Source organism: Urechidicola sp. KH5 (assembly GCF_054661455.1).
In genome coordinates this window covers 94521-114260 of record NZ_BAAFSW010000003.1, presented here as the reverse complement: position 1 = coordinate 114260, position 19740 = coordinate 94521, and the positions used below count along the sequence as shown (strand labels likewise).

19 protein-coding genes and 2 tRNA genes are annotated in these 19740 nt (G+C 32.7%); 14 read left to right on the top strand and 7 right to left on the bottom strand.

Translation table 11 applies throughout. The features are described 5' to 3' along the window. Nucleotide 1: 1 nt before the first annotated feature. The 3 genes from ACYQ5R_RS09000 to ACYQ5R_RS08990 form a co-directional block, all read right to left on the bottom strand. A complete protein-coding gene (locus ACYQ5R_RS09000; RefSeq protein ID WP_460190603.1) occupies nt 2-1360 on the bottom strand; it encodes an HTTM domain-containing protein in 1359 nt (452 codons plus the stop codon). A gap of 77 nt (nt 1361-1437) precedes the next feature. Beyond that, entirely contained in the window at nt 1438-2556 is a 1119-nt protein-coding gene (locus ACYQ5R_RS08995) for an imelysin family protein (RefSeq protein ID WP_460190602.1), read from the bottom strand. A gap of 82 nt (nt 2557-2638) precedes the next feature. Further along, nucleotides 2639-3829 (bottom strand): DUF4856 domain-containing protein, encoded by a 1191-nt coding sequence (locus tag ACYQ5R_RS08990; protein WP_460190601.1) that lies wholly within the window; start codon nt 3827-3829, stop codon nt 2639-2641. A 216-nt stretch (nt 3830-4045) separates the two neighbouring features. Here ACYQ5R_RS08990 and ACYQ5R_RS08985 point away from each other — a divergent pair, with 216 nt between their 5' ends. From ACYQ5R_RS08985 to ACYQ5R_RS08960, 6 genes are all read left to right on the top strand, one after another. Further along, nucleotides 4046-5581: a M61 family metallopeptidase gene (locus tag ACYQ5R_RS08985; RefSeq protein ID WP_460190600.1), complete on the top strand. Its 1536-nt coding sequence runs from the start codon at nt 4046-4048 to the stop codon at nt 5579-5581. Between the two features lie 45 nt (nt 5582-5626). Next, nucleotides 5627-6085: an SsrA-binding protein SmpB gene (gene smpB / locus ACYQ5R_RS08980; protein ID WP_460190599.1), complete on the top strand. Its 459-nt coding sequence runs from the start codon at nt 5627-5629 to the stop codon at nt 6083-6085. Between the two features lie 46 nt (nt 6086-6131). Beyond that, the gene (locus tag ACYQ5R_RS08975; protein WP_460190598.1) at nt 6132-6980 is read left to right on the top strand and encodes a geranylgeranylglycerol-phosphate geranylgeranyltransferase; all 849 of its coding nucleotides are present in this window, start codon (nt 6132-6134) and stop codon (nt 6978-6980) included. Continuing rightward, on the top strand, nt 6981-7559 hold the full coding sequence (locus ACYQ5R_RS08970) for a Maf family nucleotide pyrophosphatase (RefSeq protein ID WP_460190597.1): 579 nt from the start codon (nt 6981-6983) through the stop codon (nt 7557-7559). Nucleotides 7560-7617: 58 nt separating this feature from the next. Next, entirely contained in the window at nt 7618-8577 is a 960-nt protein-coding gene (locus ACYQ5R_RS08965; RefSeq protein ID WP_460190596.1) for a transketolase family protein, read from the top strand. Between the two features lie 87 nt (nt 8578-8664). Then, complete coding sequence (locus ACYQ5R_RS08960) at nt 8665-9252, top strand: porin family protein (RefSeq protein WP_460190595.1); 588 nt, start codon at nt 8665-8667, stop codon at nt 9250-9252. Between the two features lie 54 nt (nt 9253-9306). Here ACYQ5R_RS08960 and ACYQ5R_RS08955 read toward each other — a convergent pair whose 3' ends face one another. Then, nucleotides 9307-10143 (bottom strand): FKBP-type peptidyl-prolyl cis-trans isomerase, encoded by an 837-nt coding sequence (locus ACYQ5R_RS08955; RefSeq protein ID WP_460190594.1) that lies wholly within the window; start codon nt 10141-10143, stop codon nt 9307-9309. Nucleotides 10144-10222: 79 nt separating this feature from the next. Here ACYQ5R_RS08955 and ACYQ5R_RS08950 point away from each other — a divergent pair, with 79 nt between their 5' ends. Together ACYQ5R_RS08950 and ACYQ5R_RS08945 are read left to right on the top strand one after the other, a co-directional pair. Next, the gene (locus ACYQ5R_RS08950) at nt 10223-10591 is read left to right on the top strand and encodes an RNA-binding S4 domain-containing protein (RefSeq protein ID WP_460190593.1); all 369 of its coding nucleotides are present in this window, start codon (nt 10223-10225) and stop codon (nt 10589-10591) included. 2 nt (nt 10592-10593) lie between these two features. Then, nucleotides 10594-11091, top strand: coding sequence for a phosphoribosyltransferase domain-containing protein (locus ACYQ5R_RS08945; protein WP_460190592.1), 498 nt, complete (start codon nt 10594-10596; stop codon nt 11089-11091). Here the strand turns inward: ACYQ5R_RS08945 and ACYQ5R_RS08940 are convergent. Next, nucleotides 11083-11595, bottom strand: coding sequence for a shikimate kinase (locus ACYQ5R_RS08940; protein WP_460190591.1), 513 nt, complete (start codon nt 11593-11595; stop codon nt 11083-11085). The genes ACYQ5R_RS08945 and ACYQ5R_RS08940 overlap by 9 nt on opposite strands. Nucleotides 11596-11699: 104 nt before the next feature. Here ACYQ5R_RS08940 and ACYQ5R_RS08935 point away from each other — a divergent pair. The 6 genes from ACYQ5R_RS08935 (at nt 11700) to ACYQ5R_RS08910 (ending at nt 16659) form a co-directional block, all read left to right on the top strand. Next, a tRNA-Lys gene (locus ACYQ5R_RS08935) sits at nt 11700-11772 on the top strand. A 53-nt stretch (nt 11773-11825) separates the two neighbouring features. Next, a tRNA-Leu gene (locus ACYQ5R_RS08930) sits at nt 11826-11910 on the top strand. A gap of 89 nt (nt 11911-11999) precedes the next feature. Continuing rightward, on the top strand, nt 12000-12815 hold the full coding sequence (locus tag ACYQ5R_RS08925) for a carboxypeptidase-like regulatory domain-containing protein (RefSeq protein WP_460190590.1): 816 nt from the start codon (nt 12000-12002) through the stop codon (nt 12813-12815). Between the two features lie 40 nt (nt 12816-12855). Beyond that, nucleotides 12856-13287, top strand: coding sequence for a hypothetical protein (locus ACYQ5R_RS08920; RefSeq protein ID WP_460190589.1), 432 nt, complete (start codon nt 12856-12858; stop codon nt 13285-13287). Nucleotides 13288-13434: 147 nt separating this feature from the next. Next, nucleotides 13435-15810: a TonB-dependent receptor gene (locus ACYQ5R_RS08915; RefSeq protein ID WP_460190588.1), complete on the top strand. Its 2376-nt coding sequence runs from the start codon at nt 13435-13437 to the stop codon at nt 15808-15810. A gap of 3 nt (nt 15811-15813) precedes the next feature. Next, the gene (locus ACYQ5R_RS08910) at nt 15814-16659 is read left to right on the top strand and encodes a DUF4249 domain-containing protein (RefSeq protein ID WP_460190587.1); all 846 of its coding nucleotides are present in this window, start codon (nt 15814-15816) and stop codon (nt 16657-16659) included. A gap of 220 nt (nt 16660-16879) precedes the next feature. Here the strand turns inward: ACYQ5R_RS08910 and ACYQ5R_RS08905 are convergent, their stop codons facing one another. Further along, nucleotides 16880-17707 carry a prohibitin family protein gene (locus ACYQ5R_RS08905; protein ID WP_460190586.1) on the bottom strand — a complete coding sequence of 276 codons (828 nt, stop codon included), beginning with the start codon at nt 17705-17707 and terminating at the stop codon, nt 16880-16882. A gap of 10 nt (nt 17708-17717) precedes the next feature. Beyond that, on the bottom strand, nt 17718-19739 hold the full coding sequence (locus tag ACYQ5R_RS08900; RefSeq protein ID WP_460190585.1) for a VWA domain-containing protein: 2022 nt from the start codon (nt 19737-19739) through the stop codon (nt 17718-17720). Between the last annotated feature and the right edge of the window lies 1 nt (nt 19740).

Below are 19740 nucleotides of genomic sequence, written 5' to 3'. Positions count from 1 at the left end.
TTTAGAGGCCTTTTATTTTTATAGAATCATTAAAAGGAATAATCCAATTTTTGTGTTTAAACGATTCTTTTTCATTCATTAAATTTACTTTGGGGTTTACAAACTGGGTGCTCATTCTTCCATTAAGAGCAACAAAACAATCAACATACACTTCTACATTTTGCATTCCCATTTTAGTAAAATGGTTACCTAAATAATGTGCGTATTCCAAAATAAAGTCTGGTTGAAAACTCATTTGCTTTTCTTGAAAATAGGTTAAAAAATTAGAGTTATCCACGTAAAACGATTCTTTAGATTTACCGTCAACTATTTTAAAACTGGCATTCCCCATTTTTTCGATTAGCATTACACGCCAAGAGAAACGAAACCCTTCTTCAGTCCAAAACAACTCTCCAGGATATAATAAATAACGCCAAGGCAATACAAACTGAATTACAAAAAATACAGCAACTATGCCTTGTATCATTTTTCTATATGCAAATGAATAATCAAAAATTTCAAAAGTATTCTGAATTGTTTTCAATTTAAAAAGTTGTTTGATTTTACTTAATATCTTGCGATGTAACTTGGCATCAAAAAAGATAAGAGAACTAACGATCATGATATAAGGAAACATACCAATTGGAAATAGTACTCGTGTAAAAATGTGGAAAAATAATACCAATACAAAAGCGAACAATCTTGTTCTTTTATACAATAGTAAAAATGGAATAGTCAAGTCATAAATTGCTCCTCCCCAACTCATTGTATAATGAAACCAATCTTGCTGCATTAAGTTTTGACCTATTAAAGGTAAATCATATTTAGATGGCAACCATATTTTAAGGGGCATTGCTCTAAACAACCAATCTGAATTTAATTTAGCTAAACCAGCATAGAAATAAACAATACTTAAAAGTAGTTTAATACTATCAATAGTCCAACTTGGTACTTGTTTGTAACTTTTATTTTTTAAATAAGCATCAATTGAAAATTGTATGTTTGCGGGTAAAAAAAGTAATAAAAAACTCAGCAAGCTAACAAAGTAGTAATGGTTTAGATATGTTGTTTTATCCATTAACTCTATGTAGGTAAAAGATAAAAAGAATAGCAAAACCGACCATCTATACTTAAAGCCGACTGTAATACCAATTGCTGCTATTGCACACACTAAAAAAAGAATATATGTATAGCTTCCTAATGGTTTGACCCACTCGAATCCATAATAGGAAAAAGAAAAGATAGGGTCTATGTATAATTTTTCAATCCAACCGTTCCACCAAAACCTCACAATACTCAAAAACATCATTAACCCAAATAACATTCTAAACACCACTAAAGGAGCTCCATCTGTTTGTTTATTTAGGTATTTGGTGAACATATTTAAAAAAGAACCTGAGCCTAAATTCAATAAAATTTAGCTCAGGTTATATTATTTATTTTATACTAGAATTCGAATTAGTCGCCATCGGCATCAATATAGTCTACGTTAATATTAAACGCTTGAAGCATATCAACTTTTAACAATACAACAGCCTTTTGAAGCTCATCATAAGCCATGGTCATCTTAGCATTATCATTCATAACCTGGTCATAAAAACTATCCATTAAAGGATTGACTTCAGTTTCTGCATCTGAAAGTTGACTGGTAATAGCGTTACTAATATCTGAACGTTGCAAATACACCAAGTATGTGTGAAAACTTTCACCTGTGGCATTAATTCCATAATATCTACCAACAAATATATCTTGAACCGCTTGAAGTGCGATAAGCGATAACTCCTTAGAAATATCATCGCTGTAATAAGCTTCTACTTTCTCGGGTAAGGTAGTTGGCGAAAATACACCAGCTGGTATTCCAAATTTATTTGCTCTTAAACCTTTTTCGTAATAGTATATAAAATCGTTTACAAACTTGTTTACTGAACTTGTAGCTGTATTACCAGTACTGGCAACAAATAAATCTCTATAACTTCCATTCCAATCAGCAACTACTTCAGAAGTTTTACTCTCCATTTGATTTAAAACATCTGAAACATACATTTTATAACCATTTGCATTGGTATCTGATGTGTATTTGGCCAAAATAGCAGTGTCATCTGCTCCTACACCGTACAATAAATAGTCTAAAGAAGGAAATCCTTGAGCATCGTGATTATTCGGGTGGTCTAAATCATATCCTCCATTAGCAACATTATCTTCAATATCAGCAACAGTTACTGGGTAAATATTCATAAAATAGTTATATCCCAATTCTTCAGCCTTACCTATATTAAACATTTCAACTTTTTGATATGTTTTATAAGCATCATACCAAGCAGTTCTTAATGCATTTAAATTTGCTTGATTTGGCATAGCAGTGAATGAGGTACCTGCCGTTTTTAACGCTGTCATTTTCGCGCTAAAATCATTAAATGCAGGAACAATAACATTATCAGCTAAATTTGTTAACATAGCACCTCTATCAAAATTATCTACTGGATCTGTAGGACCTCCACCACCATTATCTCCATCATCAGAACTACAGGCAATAACAGTTCCGATAAAAAGTAAAACAAGTACAATTTTCTTTACCATGATTATTTTAATTTATTCTAAATATAAGTAGCAAAAGTATAAAAAAGTGACCTTAAAAGATCACTTTTCAATTTAATTTTTTTTAGTTACCAGCTTCCTCTACTGTAAAGGTAAATTTAGCTGCTATATCTTCTGACATTTCCTCTAATGTAGCTGCAGAAACATCCCAGAAACCATTTCCTTCCATTAAGGTATCATAAAAATCTTCAACTTCGGCCTTTGTAAAATATGGCGATGTTGAATTTGGTTGTCTCGTAAATTGAAGACTATAGATAAATCCAATTCCCTCAGATAAATCATGAAATCCAGCTGCAGTATCAGTACTTAAATTGTTCTTTCCTTGTTGCAAATAATACACAGCTCTTACACCAATTACTTCTGAAATTTTTTCTCTAATAATTTCTGCTTGAGCATCTCTTGTTTCGTAATCTTTATTTACAATTGCTGCTCTACCTAATTTAAATGCATCGTAAATATCATCTGCAATTCCAGTAAAGTCAGGGTCACTTTCAACTTTAGCAAGATATTTATTAAGGAAACTATCTGCCCCTAATTGAGGGTTTGCTGCATTATCTGTACCATATAAGTATCCAAATGCTTCATCCCATTTGTGCTCCATTGTTGTATAATTTTTATCAGTTGCTAAGGTACCACTATTATTATCTTCTACATTTGTAGCAGCATCTAATACTGCAGTGCTTAAGTAGTTATTTAACATTTGGTCAGCCATTAAACCACCAATCAAACCTTTGTTAATAATTTGATTTAATTCAACACCTTTACCATTCACATAACGAGTAGATCCACCACCGTTTTCTTGAATCTTACCTGCTATTCCAGCAGCAGCATCGGTTCCCCAATTCGGAAATACTTCGGCAACTTGTTCTGCAATCCACGCATCAAATTGAGCTTTGATAGCTTGACCATCGGTTGTATTTGAGGCATAATAATCGGAAGATGCTGAAGTCTTACTTCTAATATTTTTTGAAGAGGCATTTAAATCAGGGTCAGAGAAGTCAGCATCTCCTTCAGCATGTGCAAACATGCCATCTAAAGCTGCCTCAGTTAAAGTTTCATCTTTTAATGCGTCAATAAATTCCTCACCCATTTCAATGCGAGTGGTTTGTCCGTTATAATCTACTGAAGTTACTCCGTTTCGAGCAAATTCATAGGCAGTAGGAGCTACTGTTTGAGGTGGGTTGTCATCATCATCATCACAAGAGGTTGATAGTAATCCTGCAACGGCTAAAAGCAATAGAAATCTGTTATTCATTTTATTTAGATTTATTAAAAATAAGATTTTTTGATGCCACAAAAGTAACATACAAAATGAATCTACCAAAGTTTATTTAGAATAATTTTAAATTATTTTTAATCCTTGATATAACTACTTTAATTATCACACATTAATTTCAAAAAAATTATTTTTAGCATATCATTTAAAATTGATTCAAAGACTTTCTTAGTTTTGATTAACAAAATCAGCCTTATGAGAAAACTAATCGTATTATTCCTGTTAGCTGGTGCATTATGCTCTGCCAATAATAACTCTGAATTTAAACCAAAGCAAGCAAACATTGCTTTTACTATTAATTTAAACGATAGAAGTGATGATACTTTTAAAGTTAAGGTTACTGTTCCCAAGTTAGATACAGAAAATAACATTTTTCAATTCGCTTCTACCGCTCCAGGTACTTATCAAGTTATGGATATGGGGCGTTATGTGCAATCATTTATTGCTCTAGACAAAAAAGGAAGAATGATTCGTACGACCCAAATAAGCACTAATCAATTTGAAATTTCGAAACCAAAAAAGGTAAGAACCATAATTTATGAGATTGCTGAAACCTATGATACACCTGTAACTGAAAATAGCATTTACCCAATGGCGGGTTCCTCTATTGAAGATGATCATGCCATTATTAATGGTCAAACAGTTTTTGGGTATTTAAAGGGATTGCAAGATCTACCAATGAAAATTACCATCGAAAGACCAGAAAGTTGGAAAATGGGGACCGCCTTAACTCCTAATTCAGAAGGTATTTTAATCGCCGATAATTACGATCATGTTGTAGATTCACCTATTCTATTAGGTAAGCTATCTAAGGCATCTACAAAAGTTTCTAATACCATTATTGATGTTTACAGTTATTCTACTAACGATAAAATAGAAGCGCAACAAGCATTAGAATCTGTTGAAAACATGATTACTTCTGCCGATAAATTTCTAGGAGGATTGCCGGTAGATCATTATACCTTTTTATTATTTTTTGAAACAAATCCATTAAGTCCAAAAGGAGCTTGGGAACATTCTTATAGCTCTTTTTACGTATACGATGAAAATACTTGGGAAAACATTGAAACGAGTTTTAAACACGTTGCTTCTCACGAGTTTTTTCATGTAGTAACACCGTTAAACATTCACTCAGAAATTATTGAAGAATTTAATTTTATAGAACCTATTCCTTCTCAACACTTATGGCTGTATGAAGGTGTCACTGAATGGGCAGCACATGCGATGATGTACTGTGCAGACATTCACACCGATGAGAGTTATTTTATGGAATTAAGGCGTAAAGTGTATATCGATAGTAATTACTTTGATGCTGATTATAGTTTACTTGATTTAGCTTTAAAATCATATACTGAAGAAGGACATAAACAATATTCAAATATCTACATGCGTGGTGCTTTGGTCGCAGGACTATTAGATATTAGGTTGTTAGAACTTTCTAATGGTGAGGTAGGACTTATTGATGTAATCAAGAAAATGGCCAAAACATTTGGACCAAATACACCATTTGATGAAGCTACATTTTTTGAGTATTTTACCAATGAAACCTATCCTGAAATAGCTGATTTTTTTGAATTGTATGTTAAAAATACAAACGAATTACCTTTAGAAGAGTACTATGCTAAAATTGGTGTATCTTTTAATTCTGAAGCTGTAACATTTGGATTTTCTGAAACTCCAACCAAAGAGCAGTTAGATCTCAGACGAAAGTGGATGAAAAAATTAGATTAATTAAAAAGGCTTCCCATTGAAGCCTTTTTAATTACTTTTGTGCTCATGCAACCTAAAATAAACATACAAAATAAGAAAGCTCGTTTTGAATACGAGATTATAGACGTTTATACTGCTGGTATTGTTTTGAGTGGAACGGAAATTAAAAGTATTCGTTCAAGTAAAGCGCGAATTACAGAAAGTTTTTGTGAATTTAACGAGGCAGGAGAATTGTTTGTAAATAATATGTTTATAGAAGAATACTCGCATGGTAATTTTTACAACCATCAACCTAAAAGTGCACGTAAACTTTTATTAAATAAACGTGAACTTAAAAAATTACAAAAGGAGATTCAAAACGTTGGATTAACAATAGTTCCTCTAAAATTGTTTATGACAGATAAAGGTTGGGCAAAAATGGATATTGCTCTTGCCAGAGGTAAAAAATTGTATGATAAACGAGAGACTTTAAAAAGTAGAGATAACAAAAGAGATTTAGATCGTATTAAAAAATCCTTTAGATAACATGGTCTTGGCGTTTTTTAAATTGATTCGATTTAAAAATTTGCTAATGATTGGCTTTATCAATTGTTTAATTCGTTTTGTACTCTATCCTAAATTTAAATATACTCCTACCCTTTCTGATTTAGAATTCATCTGGTTTGTTTTTTCTATAATCTGTATTGCTGCAGCAGGAAATATTATTAATGATTACTTTGATAAAGCAACAGACGCAATCAATAAGACCGAATTGCCTATTCTAAAATTTTCTACCAAAAGTATATTGTGGCTATTTGGTGTATTGAATGTTGTTGGTATTGCAATTGGCATCTATTTTACTCTTAAAATTAATGCCGCTATATTGGGTTTCACCTACATTATGTCTGCAATATTTCTGTTTCTTTATTCTTATAAACTCAAACAACTGGCATTCATTGGTAATTTAACTGTATCTTTTCTAATTGGCTATAGTATTGCCCTCATTGGTATTATTGACGTTATTCCGAGTTTTAAAGATAATGGAGTGATGAATGGAATGTATCTGTTTTATATCATTCTCGGATTAACGTGCTTTTCCATCGTATTAAACTTTATTAGAGAACTTGTAAAAGACATAGAAGACATAAATGGAGACTATGCCTTAGATATGTTAACCTTACCTATTGTAATTGGTAGAAAAAGAACAGTGCACATTGCCTTAGCTCTCACTGTTCTTACTATAATTACAATTTTATGGGTAGTACTTAGGTTTGATGTAAATAGCTATTTATTTTTATATGCAATCATACTTTTGATTCTACCTTTAATATATTTTTGCATAAAAGTGCTTAAGGCAACAACTAAATCAGATTATCACAAAATGAGTAGTCTATTAAAGCTAATCATGCTTTTAGGGATACTTTCAATAACCTTGTTATAAATGCTAGAGAAATCATTACAACAATATACTATAATACTCGCTTCTGGGTCACCTAGAAGACATCAGTTTTTTAAAGATCTTCAATTGGATTTTTCTATTCAAACAAAAGAAGTTGATGAAATATTTTCTGATACATTGAAAGGAACTGAAATTACTGACTATTTATGTGAATTAAAATCGAATGCATTTACAGAGTTAAAAGATTCTGATTTGCTAATTACGGCAGATACGATCGTTTGGAGTAATCAAGAGGCCTTAGGGAAACCAAAAGATGTTGATGATGCAAAAAATATTTTACAATCCTTATCTGGCAAAACACATGAGGTTATGAGTTCTGTTTGTTTGCGTTCTAATTCTAAAAAGGTAATTTTTAATGATACTACAACCGTATTCTTTAAAGAACTAAGCAAAGAAGAGATAGAATTTTATATAGAAAATTATCAACCTTTTGATAAAGCTGGAGCTTATGGTATACAAGATTGGATAGGTTTGATTGGTGTTGAAAAAATAGTAGGAAGCTACTTTAATGTTATGGGATTACCTGTTCAAAAATTATACTCAGAATTGTTGAAATTTTAGTACGATATTTTAACACAATCAATTACTTTTGCATGCGTATTATTATTAGCTCTTAAAAATGAAAAAATACACGTACACAGAAAAAAAAGATACTCGTTCAGGTTTTGGAGATGGTTTAACCATTTTAGGAAGAACGAACCCAAATGTAGTGGCATTATGTGCAGATTTAATTGGGTCTTTAAAAATGCAAACTTTTATTGATGAGAATCCTGAAAGATTTTTTCAAGTAGGTATTGCAGAAGCCAATATGATGGGTATTGCCGCTGGTTTAACTATCGGAGGTAAAATTCCATTTACAGGAACATTTGCCAATTTCTCTACAGGAAGAGTGTACGATCAAATTCGTCAATCAATTGCTTATTCAGATAAGAATGTTAAAATTTGTGCATCTCACGCAGGGTTAACATTGGGTGAAGATGGTGCAACGCACCAAATTCTTGAAGATATTGGATTAATGAAAATGTTACCAGGAATGACGGTTATTAATCCTTGTGACTATAATCAAACTAAAGCAGCAACTATTGCAATTGCTGAACACGAAGGCCCTGTTTACTTGCGTTTTGGTCGACCTAAAGTTCCAGTATTTATGCCAGAATATACTGATCAGCCATTTGTAATTGGTAAAGCAATTCAATTAACTGAGGGTACTGATGTTACTATTGTTGCAACAGGACATTTAGTCTGGGAATCGTTGCAAGCTGCAGAGCAATTAAAAGCTAAAGGTATTAGTGCAGAAGTAATTAATATACACACAATAAAGCCTTTGGATGAAGAAGCTATTTTAGCATCTGTGGCTAAAACTAGATGTATTGTTACAGCAGAAGAACACAATATAATTGGTGGTTTAGGTGAAAGTGTAGCTCGTACTTTGGCTACCAACAACCCTACTCCACAAGAATTTGTAGGTGTAAATGATAGCTTTGGTGAGTCTGGTACTCCAGATCAATTAATGGCTAAATATGGATTAAATGCCGAAGCTGTAGCAAAAGCGGCAGAAAAAGTTATTGTAAGAAAATAAAGAACGTTTAATAACGTTGATATTATACAAACAACTCATAATCCTTTTTGGTTTATGAGTTTTTTTATGAATTTAAATTTACCCACTATGAAAAACGCACTTATTTACAGTTTCTTTTTAATTATTTGTTCAAACACCGCATCAGCTCAAATTTTTGATTTTGGTATAAAAGGTGGATTAAATTATGCTAGTAATGGCGATTTAATTACAGAAGCAGAAGAAATTATTGACAATCCCGATTCAAATATTGGCTTCCATGTTGGTGTTTATTTAAAAACTAAAGGTAGAATATACTTTAGACCAGAATTGTTATATACGCAAACCTCTAGCACCTATAAAACAAGTACTAATAAAGTCGAACTTAATGTTGATAAACTAGATATGCCTCTATTATTAGGATTTAAATTAATAGGTCCTATACACATTATGGGAGGTCCTTCTTTACAATACATTCTAGATACAGATTTAGAAGACGTGAATCTATCTGATGTAGAAAAAGATATTACTGTTGGTGGTACCATTGGTTTGGGGCTGAAATTAGGTAATTTTGGAGTTGATGCAAGATACGAAAGAGGATTTACAGAAAATGAAGCCAATTTCTTGGGAGACGAAGTTAGTGGAAGGGTTGATACGAGACCTAGCCAGTTTATAGTTGGTGCTAGTTTTAAATTTTAATAAAAAAATGCCGCTTGAAAGCGGCATTTTTTTATTTGTTCATGTAAAAAGCTTTTAATTATCAGCGTCTAAATAGTCCGGTGTTCCATCTCCATCGGTATCGTCATTCGTTGGATCACCATCACCATCAGCATCTTCATTTCTCGTTAAAATACCATCTCCATCATCATCTGCATCAAAAAAGTTTGCCAATAAATCTCCATCAGTATTATCATTAGTTGGATCACCATCTCCATCTATATCTTCCGCATTAGTTGGCACTCCATCTTCATCGTGATCGGCAGCTGCTGCATGATGCAAAGACACTGTAAAAACCAATGGAGAACTTGGAGGAATACTTCCTTGCACTGAGCCTGCATAACCTAATCCAGAAGGAATAAATAAAAACCCTGTACTAAAATCCTCAAATTCAATAGGCATATTGGGTTCCGAAATATTGTTACCACCTTTGAAATGCGTAAATCCGTAAGCCCATCCTCTAATTACTCCTGTAAGGTTAAACCAAGGATTTCCAACTTGTATAGAAGAACGCTCATCAAACACAATACCAGTAAGTAATTCACCACGGTATGTTGTTAAAACATCATCGTATTGCGATGGTTGATAACCAACCCCCTGTTCCTTAACAATGTAATATAAAGTGTAAGTAACATCGTTTTCTTCAACTTCCATGGTTTGAACATCTTCAGAAAAAGGACGTTCTCCATTTGTTACTTCCTTAATAGAATCTACATCTTCATCATAGTAATGAGTTTCCAAATAGTCTTGAAGTAAACCATCATCAATTATTGCAATACCCTCATAGTCATATGGTTCAAATTGATTATCATCCTCACAAGCAGCAATTAGTATCGCAGTTATTAGAAAAAATACAAGATTTTTTAACTTCATTATTTCAAATAATTTAGGGGCGCAAGATACAATTTTGTTACCTTTGTTCAAGCCAAATGTTAAAATTTAACTTTTTTATATGAGGATTGATAAATACTTGTGGTGCACGCGTTATTTTAAGACACGAAGTATTGCGAGTGATGCTTGTAAAAAAGGGCATGTTCGCATAAATAGTGGCCAAGTAAAACCATCAAAAGAAGTCTATCCTACAGATATAGTTGGTGTTCGTAAAAATCAAATAAATTATCAATTAGAAGTTCTCGATATTCCTCCAAATCGAGTTGGTGCCAAATTGGTAGATTTATATCGAAAAGATATTACACCTAAAGAGGAGTTTGAGTCTAAGGAGTTGCTTAAATTTGCTAAAGACCATTATCGCAAAAAAGGTACTGGAAGACCAACAAAAAAAGATAGAAGAGATATAGAAAAATACACAGAAGAAGAGTAGATATGTCAAATTCAATAATTTTAAATCACGAACAAATTTCAAAGAAAATTAAGCGTATTGCTTATCAGATTTTAGAGGTAAACTCGCAAGAATCCGAAATTGTTCTCGCTGGTATTGCCGCAAATGGATATCTGTTTGCTGAATTATTAAAAATAGAATTAGTTAGCATTTCTAAAATTCAAATAACACTTTGTAAGGTTATTATAAACAAGAAAAGTCCACTATCTCCTGTCAAAACGTCAATTTCTTCTGATGAATATACCAATAAATCTTTGGTACTAGTTGATGATGTATTAGATTCTGGTACTACACTAATGTACGGGATCAAGCACTTTTTAGAAGTTCCATTAAAACAATTTAAGACAGCTGTATTGGTAAATAGGAACCACAAGAAATATCCTGTAAAAGCAGACTTTAAAGGAGTTTCTTTAGCAACAACTCTTCAAGATACAATAACAGTAGAGTTTAAAGAAGAAAATAACTTAGCCTATTTAGCTTAATAATTTCTGAATTTCAGCAACAATTTCTTTTATTGATTTAGAATCTGTAATTACCTTTGCTTTTGATTTCTCGTAAAATGGAGTTCGCTCAAATAAGTGTTTTCCAATAAACTCCATTAAATCTTCATCCTTAATTGATGCTACCAACGGCCTATGTGCTTTTTCTTTAATCAAACGATCATGAAGTGTTTTAATACCTGTTTTTAAATAAACTGGTGTACTCTTTTCAATAATAATATTCATATTTGTTCCATAGCAAGGTGTACCACCACCAACTGAAATAATAGCATTTGTAGTTTCTTCTAATAATTGTTTTAAATAAGTTGTTTCTTTTACCCTAAAATAAATCTCCCCTTTGTCTTCAAAAATTTTTGAAATCGTCATTTTTTCTTTTGCTTCTATATAGCTATCAAGGTCAATTAAAGGTAGTTGCATAGTATTAGCTAGTTCTATACCAATGGCAGACTTTCCACTTGCCATATAACCTATTAAAACAATTTTCATTGGCTTGATTTTAAAAACACAAATATCATATAAATTTTTGTAAATTTTGGTTTGTGTTTTTAACTTTTGATAGTATATTTGCACTCGCAAAAGGAAAAGGGTACGACTTGATAGCTCAGTTGGTAGAGCACCTCCCTTTTAAGGAGGTGGTCCTGGGTTCGAGCCCCAGTCAAGTCACAAAGAAAAGTTGAGCAAAATTTGCTTGACTTTTTCAGTTTTAGAACATATTTGCGCGTATGGCGGAATTGGTAGACGCGCAAGGTTGAGGGCCTTGTGTCCGCTTAGGACGTGCTGGTTCGACTCCAGTTACGCGCACTAAAAATCTGTCAAAAAAATTATTGACAGATTTTTTTGTTTTCACAACTCATTAACGATTTCTAATAGAATAATTAGTATAATTGCATATGCTAAAAAAAATTACCCTTATCATATTGTTTTTTGTAAGTGTAGCAGCATTTGCACAAGATCAACCAACAGACTCTACGGCCATTGATCAAGACAAACCAGTAAGTTTAAAAGGTACCATTATTGATGGTGCATCAAAAAATCCATTAGGTGGTGCACACGTATTTAATATGAATTCTGTTCGAGGTACAATTACTTTGAATGATGGTACATTTACACTTCCAACCAAAGTAAACGATACTATCTTTATTTCATACTTAGGTTTTCAATCCGTTAAAATTAGAATTTCTAATGATTTATTAAAGGGTAACGAGTTAGAAATTACGATGTATCAAAAAGATGAAACACTCACCGAAGTAAATGTTAAATCTACAACGCTTGTTGGTGTTTTAGAAATTGATGCTAAAAACATACCTAAAGATAAATTTACACGAATTCATATTGATGGGCTTCCTCAAACATATGAGGTAGGTGCACCAAGAAGAAATACCTACTCCTCTGCTGTTGATGCCGTCTTTCATCCCGTCGACTTTATATATAATAAGTTCGGTAAAAACCCGAAACAGTTACGTAAGTTGAAACAAATTAAAGAACAAGATGAAGTAAGAGCTGTACTTGATGAAAAGATAGATCGCGAACTAATGTTGCAATATCTTGAACTAACAAGAGAAGAGTTAGACGAATTACTTGATGATTGTAATTATTCAGACTATTTCATTCAAACTGCAAGCGATATACAAGTACTAGAAGCAGTTCTCGAATGTTACGAAAATTATCGTGCTGTAAAAACAGGAAGCACAAAAAAGAAAGATTAACAAGAGGCGCTTAAAAAGCGCCTTTTTTAATGAATGTGGTATGAAAAATATCTTTATACTAATCTTTGCATTGTTTTCATGCATGAGTTTCTCTCAGAATATTGATGAGTTAAGTGATGAAACGATGGCTTTTATGAAAGCAGAAGGCTACAAATTTATTGAAGAGATTAGAGGAGAAGTCTCTCAAGAAGTTGGGATTGCATTTAACCAAAAGAAATTTATTTATGGTTATACTTACAAAGTAATCATGTACTCTCCAAAGATTAAAGATTGCTTTTTAACAGTTCAACAGTGGGATGATTACGAAGATTGGGTTCAAGATTTAAAAGTAGAAGTAGAATTTATTCAAGACATTCAATACAGAATTAGTGTTGCAGAAGTCCATCAGTACAATGACACTAAAGGCGGTATGCACTTATTCTCGAATACCTCAGAAAAAATTCAGGTTCAAGCTTTATTGTTTTACAGATAGTTAAATTAGACCTAACAACTAAAAAGGAACCTTAGATATTATTGAACCATATTGATTATAATTCATTTAACATATTTTTAATAACTACCAACACAAGATTACTAATGAATTGTAGTTTCTATGCAAAACCTTATTAAACGCTTTTAAATGTTGAAAAACTTTAATCTTTTTATGTTGTGTTTTATGATACTTGGAGTATCATTTGCGCAAGAAAATTATACCATAAGTGGTACCATTAAAGATGCGAGTAATGGTGAAACCATTTTTGGGGCCACTGTATTTCTCGAAGGTACTACTCTAGGTGAAATGACCAATGAATACGGTTTCTTTTCGGTATCCGCTCCTGCTGGCACATACAGCGTTATTATATCTTTTTTAGGCTATGCAGATATTATTAAAGAAGTGGTACTAGATAAAGATACTAAGTTAGAAATTGAGCTATCTGAGGCTTCTGAGCAATTAGATGAAGTAGTTGTTGAATCTGCTACCTCAGAACGTGCTAACATTCGCTCTCCTCAAATGAGTGTTACTAAAGTTCAAGCTTCTACCATAAAGAAGATACCAGTGGTTTTGGGTGAAGTAGATTTGGTGAAGTCTATTCAATTATTACCTGGTATTACCAACGGTGGTGAAGGTACAACAGGATTTAACGTGCGTGGAGGTGCCGTGGATCAAAACTTAGTTTTACTAGATGAGGCCATTATTTACAACACCGCTCATCTACTCGGATTTTTCTCTGTATTCAATGCAGATGCCATTAAAGACATGACACTTTATAAAGGTAATATTCCTGCTAAATATGGTGGTCGTGTTTCATCTGTGCTAGATGTACATCAAAAAGATGGTAATAACAAAGAATTTGCCATGACTGGTGGTATAGGTACTATTTCTAGTAGATTAGCCATAGAAGCTCCAATAGTAAAAAACAAGGGGTCTTTTTTAATTGCAGGTAGATCTTCCTATGCCCATCTATTTTTAGATTTGGCAGGAGAAGACAATAGCGCTAGTTTTTACGATTTAAATTTAAAAGCCAATTACACCTTAAATGATAATAACAGGTTGTTCTTATCTGGATATTTTGGTAGAGACAATGCCAACTTCTCAAACTCTTTTGAAAATGGCTATGGTAATGCAACAGGAAACTTAAGATGGAACCATATTTTTAATGATCGTTTATTTTCAAACGCTTCTTTAATCTATAGTAAATATGACTATGATTTAACCCTTAACTTATTCGATTTTGAATGGGAATCATCAATAGAAAACATCAATATGAAGTACGATTTGAAGTACTATCTAAATGATAAAGTAAAAATGGATTTTGGTGTAAGCGGTATTAATTATGTGTTTGAACCAGGTGTGATTAGACCAACCACTGAAGATTCTGCCATTAACTTTTATGAATTAGATCAAAAATTAGGATTTGAAAGTAGTATTTATTTTAATCTAGAGCACAAACTAACCGATAAATTAACCGCTAATTATGGGTTGCGCTATAGTAATTTTAATAGAAGAGGTGCACAAACCATGACACTTTATGAAAATGATTTACCAGTAGTTTATAACGAAACATTAGGGATTTATGAAGCTGGTACTGCAATTGGCGAAGAAGTTTATGATAAAGGTGAAACCATCGAGAATTTTGGAAATTTTGAACCTAGAGTTGGCTTAGCCTATCAATTAGACGAAAACTCATCTGTAAAAGCAGGATATTCTAGAGCTGCTCAGTACATTCATTTATTGTCAAATACAACTTCTGTTACTCCATTAGATGTATGGACACCTAGTGGTAAATATGTAAAGCCACAATTGGCAAATCAGTATTCTTTAGGTTACTTCAAAAATTTACCGAATACAGATTATTCTTTTGAAACAGAAGTTTATTATAAAACAGTAGACAATAGAATTGATTACATAGACGGTTCTGATTTAATAGGTCAAAACACCATTGAAACTGAAATTTTAAACGGAGAATCTAGATCTTATGGTTTAGAATTATTATTGAGAAAATCAAAAGGAAACTTAACTGGTTGGATTGCCTATACCCTATCTAAAACCGAGCAAAGAACTCCTAGTGGTGCCGCAGGGGGACCTGGAATCAACAATGGTGAATGGTATAATGCGAACTACGATAGAACACATGATTTATCTATTACAGGAAGCTATAAGTTTAATCAGAAATGGACTTTTGGCGCGAATTTCATATTTCAAACCGGTAGACCGGTTACATACCCTAACGGACAATACGAATACGAGGGAATTGCAGTTGCAAGCTATGAAGATAGAAATTCAGATAGATTGCCTACATATCACAGAATAGATCTTTCTGCAACTTTAGTGCCTAACAAAAGACCTGACAAACGATGGAAAGGTGAATGGGTATTTGGTATTTACAACGTGTATAACAGAAAGAATGCCGCTTCTATATCCTTTGAACAAAATGAAGGAACCGGTATTAATGAAGCTACAAGAACAACCATTTTTGGTATTGTGCCTTCTGTAACCTATAATTTCAAATTCTAAGACATGAAAAACTTATATATATATATTCTAGTATTTATTTCTGTACTGCTCACTTCTTGTACAGATGTAATCGATGTTGATGTTCCTATTGCTCCACCTAGACTAGTTATTGAAGCTTCTTTAGATTGGGAAAAAGGAACAACGGGTAATGAGCAAACAGTTATTTTAAGTCAATCCACTCCTTATTTTGATTCAGGAGAAGTAGATTATGTAGCAGGTGCTACTGTTAAAGTTACCAATACCAATAGTGGTGAAGAATTTTTATTTACTGATCAAGGCAACGGACAATATACCACAACTAGTTTTGTTCCAGTTATTAACGACACCTATGAGTTAGAAGTCTTGCATGATGGTGAAACCTATACAGCAACTGAGGTAATGACTCCGGTGGTAGATATTGATGATGTATTTCAATCTACCGAAAATGGTTTTGACCCAGACGTTTTAGAAGTAAATGTGCAGTATACAGACCCCGCAAACATTGAAAATTTTTATTTGTTTAAATTTCAATTAGTTGGTGATTTACTTCCAGAACTTCAAGATTTATCAGATGAATTTACTGATGGTAATCAGATTACCATATTTAATGAACGTGATGAAGATGAAGATACTGGTCAAAAAGAATACCAACCAGGTGATGTTGTAGACATCAGCTTTTATGGCATCTCTCAGCAGTATTTCAATTATATCAGATTGTTAATATCTCAAAGTGATAGTAACGGTCCGTTTAGTGCAACACCTGTAGCCGTTAAAGGAAACTGTATAAACCCTGACAATCCAGAAGCGTATGCCTTTGGGTATTTTAGAGTAACCCAAGTAGTTAAAACGAGTTATACGTTTACTGAATAGACAAAATAAAAAAGCCGCTATTAAGCGACTTTTTTATTTTCTTTATTTCTCCAACTTGTAAACACTCACAATTCCTTGAAAAAGCCCAAAAAAACTGAGATGAATTACAAACTTAATCCAACTAAAAGGATTTTCTCGGTATAAATCAAATAATGCCATCCAAACCGCAAAAAACAACCCCGAGATTAAAAATGACTTTATAAAAACCTTAATTTTCAATTTAGTTATTTCCTAAAATTAATGGTAATCCATCTTCACCACTACCTACTATAACAATTTTGGTATTTGATGAATTTGCTAATTTTAATGTTGCTTCAATACCCTTATCTCGTAAAATAGCATCATTTAACGAGGCACTTAGTATCTTATTTGCATCTGCTTTACCCTGGGCCTCAATTCGTTGTTTTTCTGCTTCCTTTTGAGCCGTAACTAATCTAAACTCATATTCTAAGGATTCTTGCTCTTGCTTTAATTTACGTTCAATAGCATCTTTAATCGTTGGAGGTAATGTAACATCTCTTACCAGTACTCTTTCTAAATCAATGTATTGATCATCAACGATTTTTTTAGTTTCGTCAAATATTTCCTTTTGAATGGCATCTCTTTTACTAGAGTAGATTTGCTCGGGAGTGTAGCGACCAACCACACTTCTTGTTGCAGAGCGAATAGCTGGTTTTAATACACGATCTAAATAATTTGCCCCTTTTTCTTGATGTAATTTTCCTAAAGATTCATATTCTGGTAAATACCAAGCAGTTGCTTCTAACTGAATATCTAAACCGTTAGATGAAAGTACTTTCATACGCTCTGTAAGTTCTTGTTGACGCACCTCATATACATAAACTTTATTCCAAGGTGCTACTAAATGAAACCCTTCTCCCATTGGCGGTTTATCAGTTACCACACCATCTCCAAATGTTTTGTATAAAACTCCAGCTTGACCAGAGTCTATTGTTATTGCAGCCTTTGCGACTATAATTAATACTACTATTGCTATTACAGCAAATCCAAATATTCCCTTTGGTAATTGTAATTGTTGTTGTGCCATTTTTTTTAAATTAAATTAGTCCGTTATATTTTCTTAATAACCATTCGATAGTCAAAGATAGTACAATGAGGGCTAAAAGCCACTGCCATTCGATTAAAGGTTTTATTCTAACTTCTAATATACTTTTAGGTTTGAATTTGTCTGATGATTTTAACTCCTCCAAGATAATAGAGTAGTCTTTAATCAAACTAATATACCCTCCACTTTGTTTAGCTAAGTTTTGCAGTTTATCAAAATTTGCTCTTTGTAGTTGCTGCTCTATATCAAAATCTAAAACTCGAAAAACACCTGATGATGCTATCGATTCATTTTCTACTTTTACAGTATAGCTATAGGCTCCTTCTTTTAAATACGAAATATCGACTTCATACTGATTTCCATTAAATCTAAAAGGAATTTTTTGTTCTTCATTGGTGCTTGTATTGGTCAAATTCAACCACAAAACAGCATTCGCATCAGGCTCATAATTTTTATTTAAGTACCTACTTTCAATTTTTAAATTCGTATTGATGTTATAAACAGATTCAGCATTGACTACAAGACGCTCAGTTTTTTGTAAAGCAGTTAAAAACTGAAATATTTTAGCAACAAAACTATCATATTGATTAAAAGAGCCATTTTGCAAATTATCCTGCATTCGCCATTGCCACGTGTTTTCACCAAATAACACAGCTTTTCTTTGATTTGCAACTTCGTAAAATGCCAACATGGCCTGATTGGTAGCAAATGACCCAATTTGTTGGTATAAGAGCACATCTATTTCTACATTAAATACGACATCTCCATACATATCTTTTAGTGGAGGATAATTGTTAAATCCTATATCAGTAAAATTAAAAGTTTGAAAAGTTTGATTGAATTGAGGTGTATATAATTCTGTTTGATTCAGAAACGCCTTTCTAAAATCATTTTGAATGCTATTTAAAAAATTCCAATCCGTTTGGGCTCCTGTAACCAAAAGGCAGGGCATCTTTTGAACGTTTATTTCTTCAATGGCTGTTCTAAAAGCTTGTGTTGGTTGGTATAATAAAACTGCATTAAAAGAATCTATATCAAAAGGCTCTGTAATTAAAACAACTTCAGCATTGCGCTGCTTGCTAGAATTAATTGCCTTTTTAAACCCAGCAATATCCGGGTGGTAAAAAGAAGTCAATATTAGTATTTGTGCTTGTTCATCTATCACTTCAACCACAAAAGAATTCATATTATTTGCAGTGTTCTTCTCATTCTCTAAAGCTCTTATACTTACTTGATATTCATGAACCCCCACTTTTGATGCAGGTAAGAAAAAATTGCTTCTAACTGTATTGTTAGTAGGAGAGAAATTTAATTGTTCAGAATACACACGTTTTCCATCCAAATACACCTCTAAACGGTTTCTAACTGTTTTTTCTCCGTCATAAGAACTCACTACTTCAACGGGAAATTGATTGTCTAGATAACTGTATTTATTTGCAAACACCTTCTGTATTGACACGTCTTCATAGCGAGTAGTATCACCTACAACCACTGGATATACTTCAAAAGGTGGTTTTAAATAGCCGTAATCTATACCAATCGTTTGATTGCCATCTGTAACCAACAAAACCGCAGTTTGTCTATTCTGTTGAAGTTTTTCAATTTGATTCAGTGGTTTGGAAATATTTGTTTGCCTCTCAGTAAATTTTAATGAATCTAAGGGCGCGAAATCTTCACCAAAAGAAAAAAAGGAAATATCAAACTTTCCATTTAGTTGATCATCGTTTTGAAGCTGTTGATAAAACGAATTTACAATTTGCTGATCTGAAGTTTGAATGGATGTTGACGCATCAATTGCGACGGCAAGTTTGGGTTTTTGTTGTGTAATTTCTTCTTGCTTTGTTTTTGGGTTAATGAGCAATAACAACATTGCAAAAATAGATATAAATCGCAAAGTAGTCAATATATAGGATAAACGCTCTCCTTGCTTTAAAGATTTTATATAAAATAAAACTGCAATAGTCAAAGCGACTATTGCAGCAATTATACTATACAAAACAGTTGTAGCCTCCATA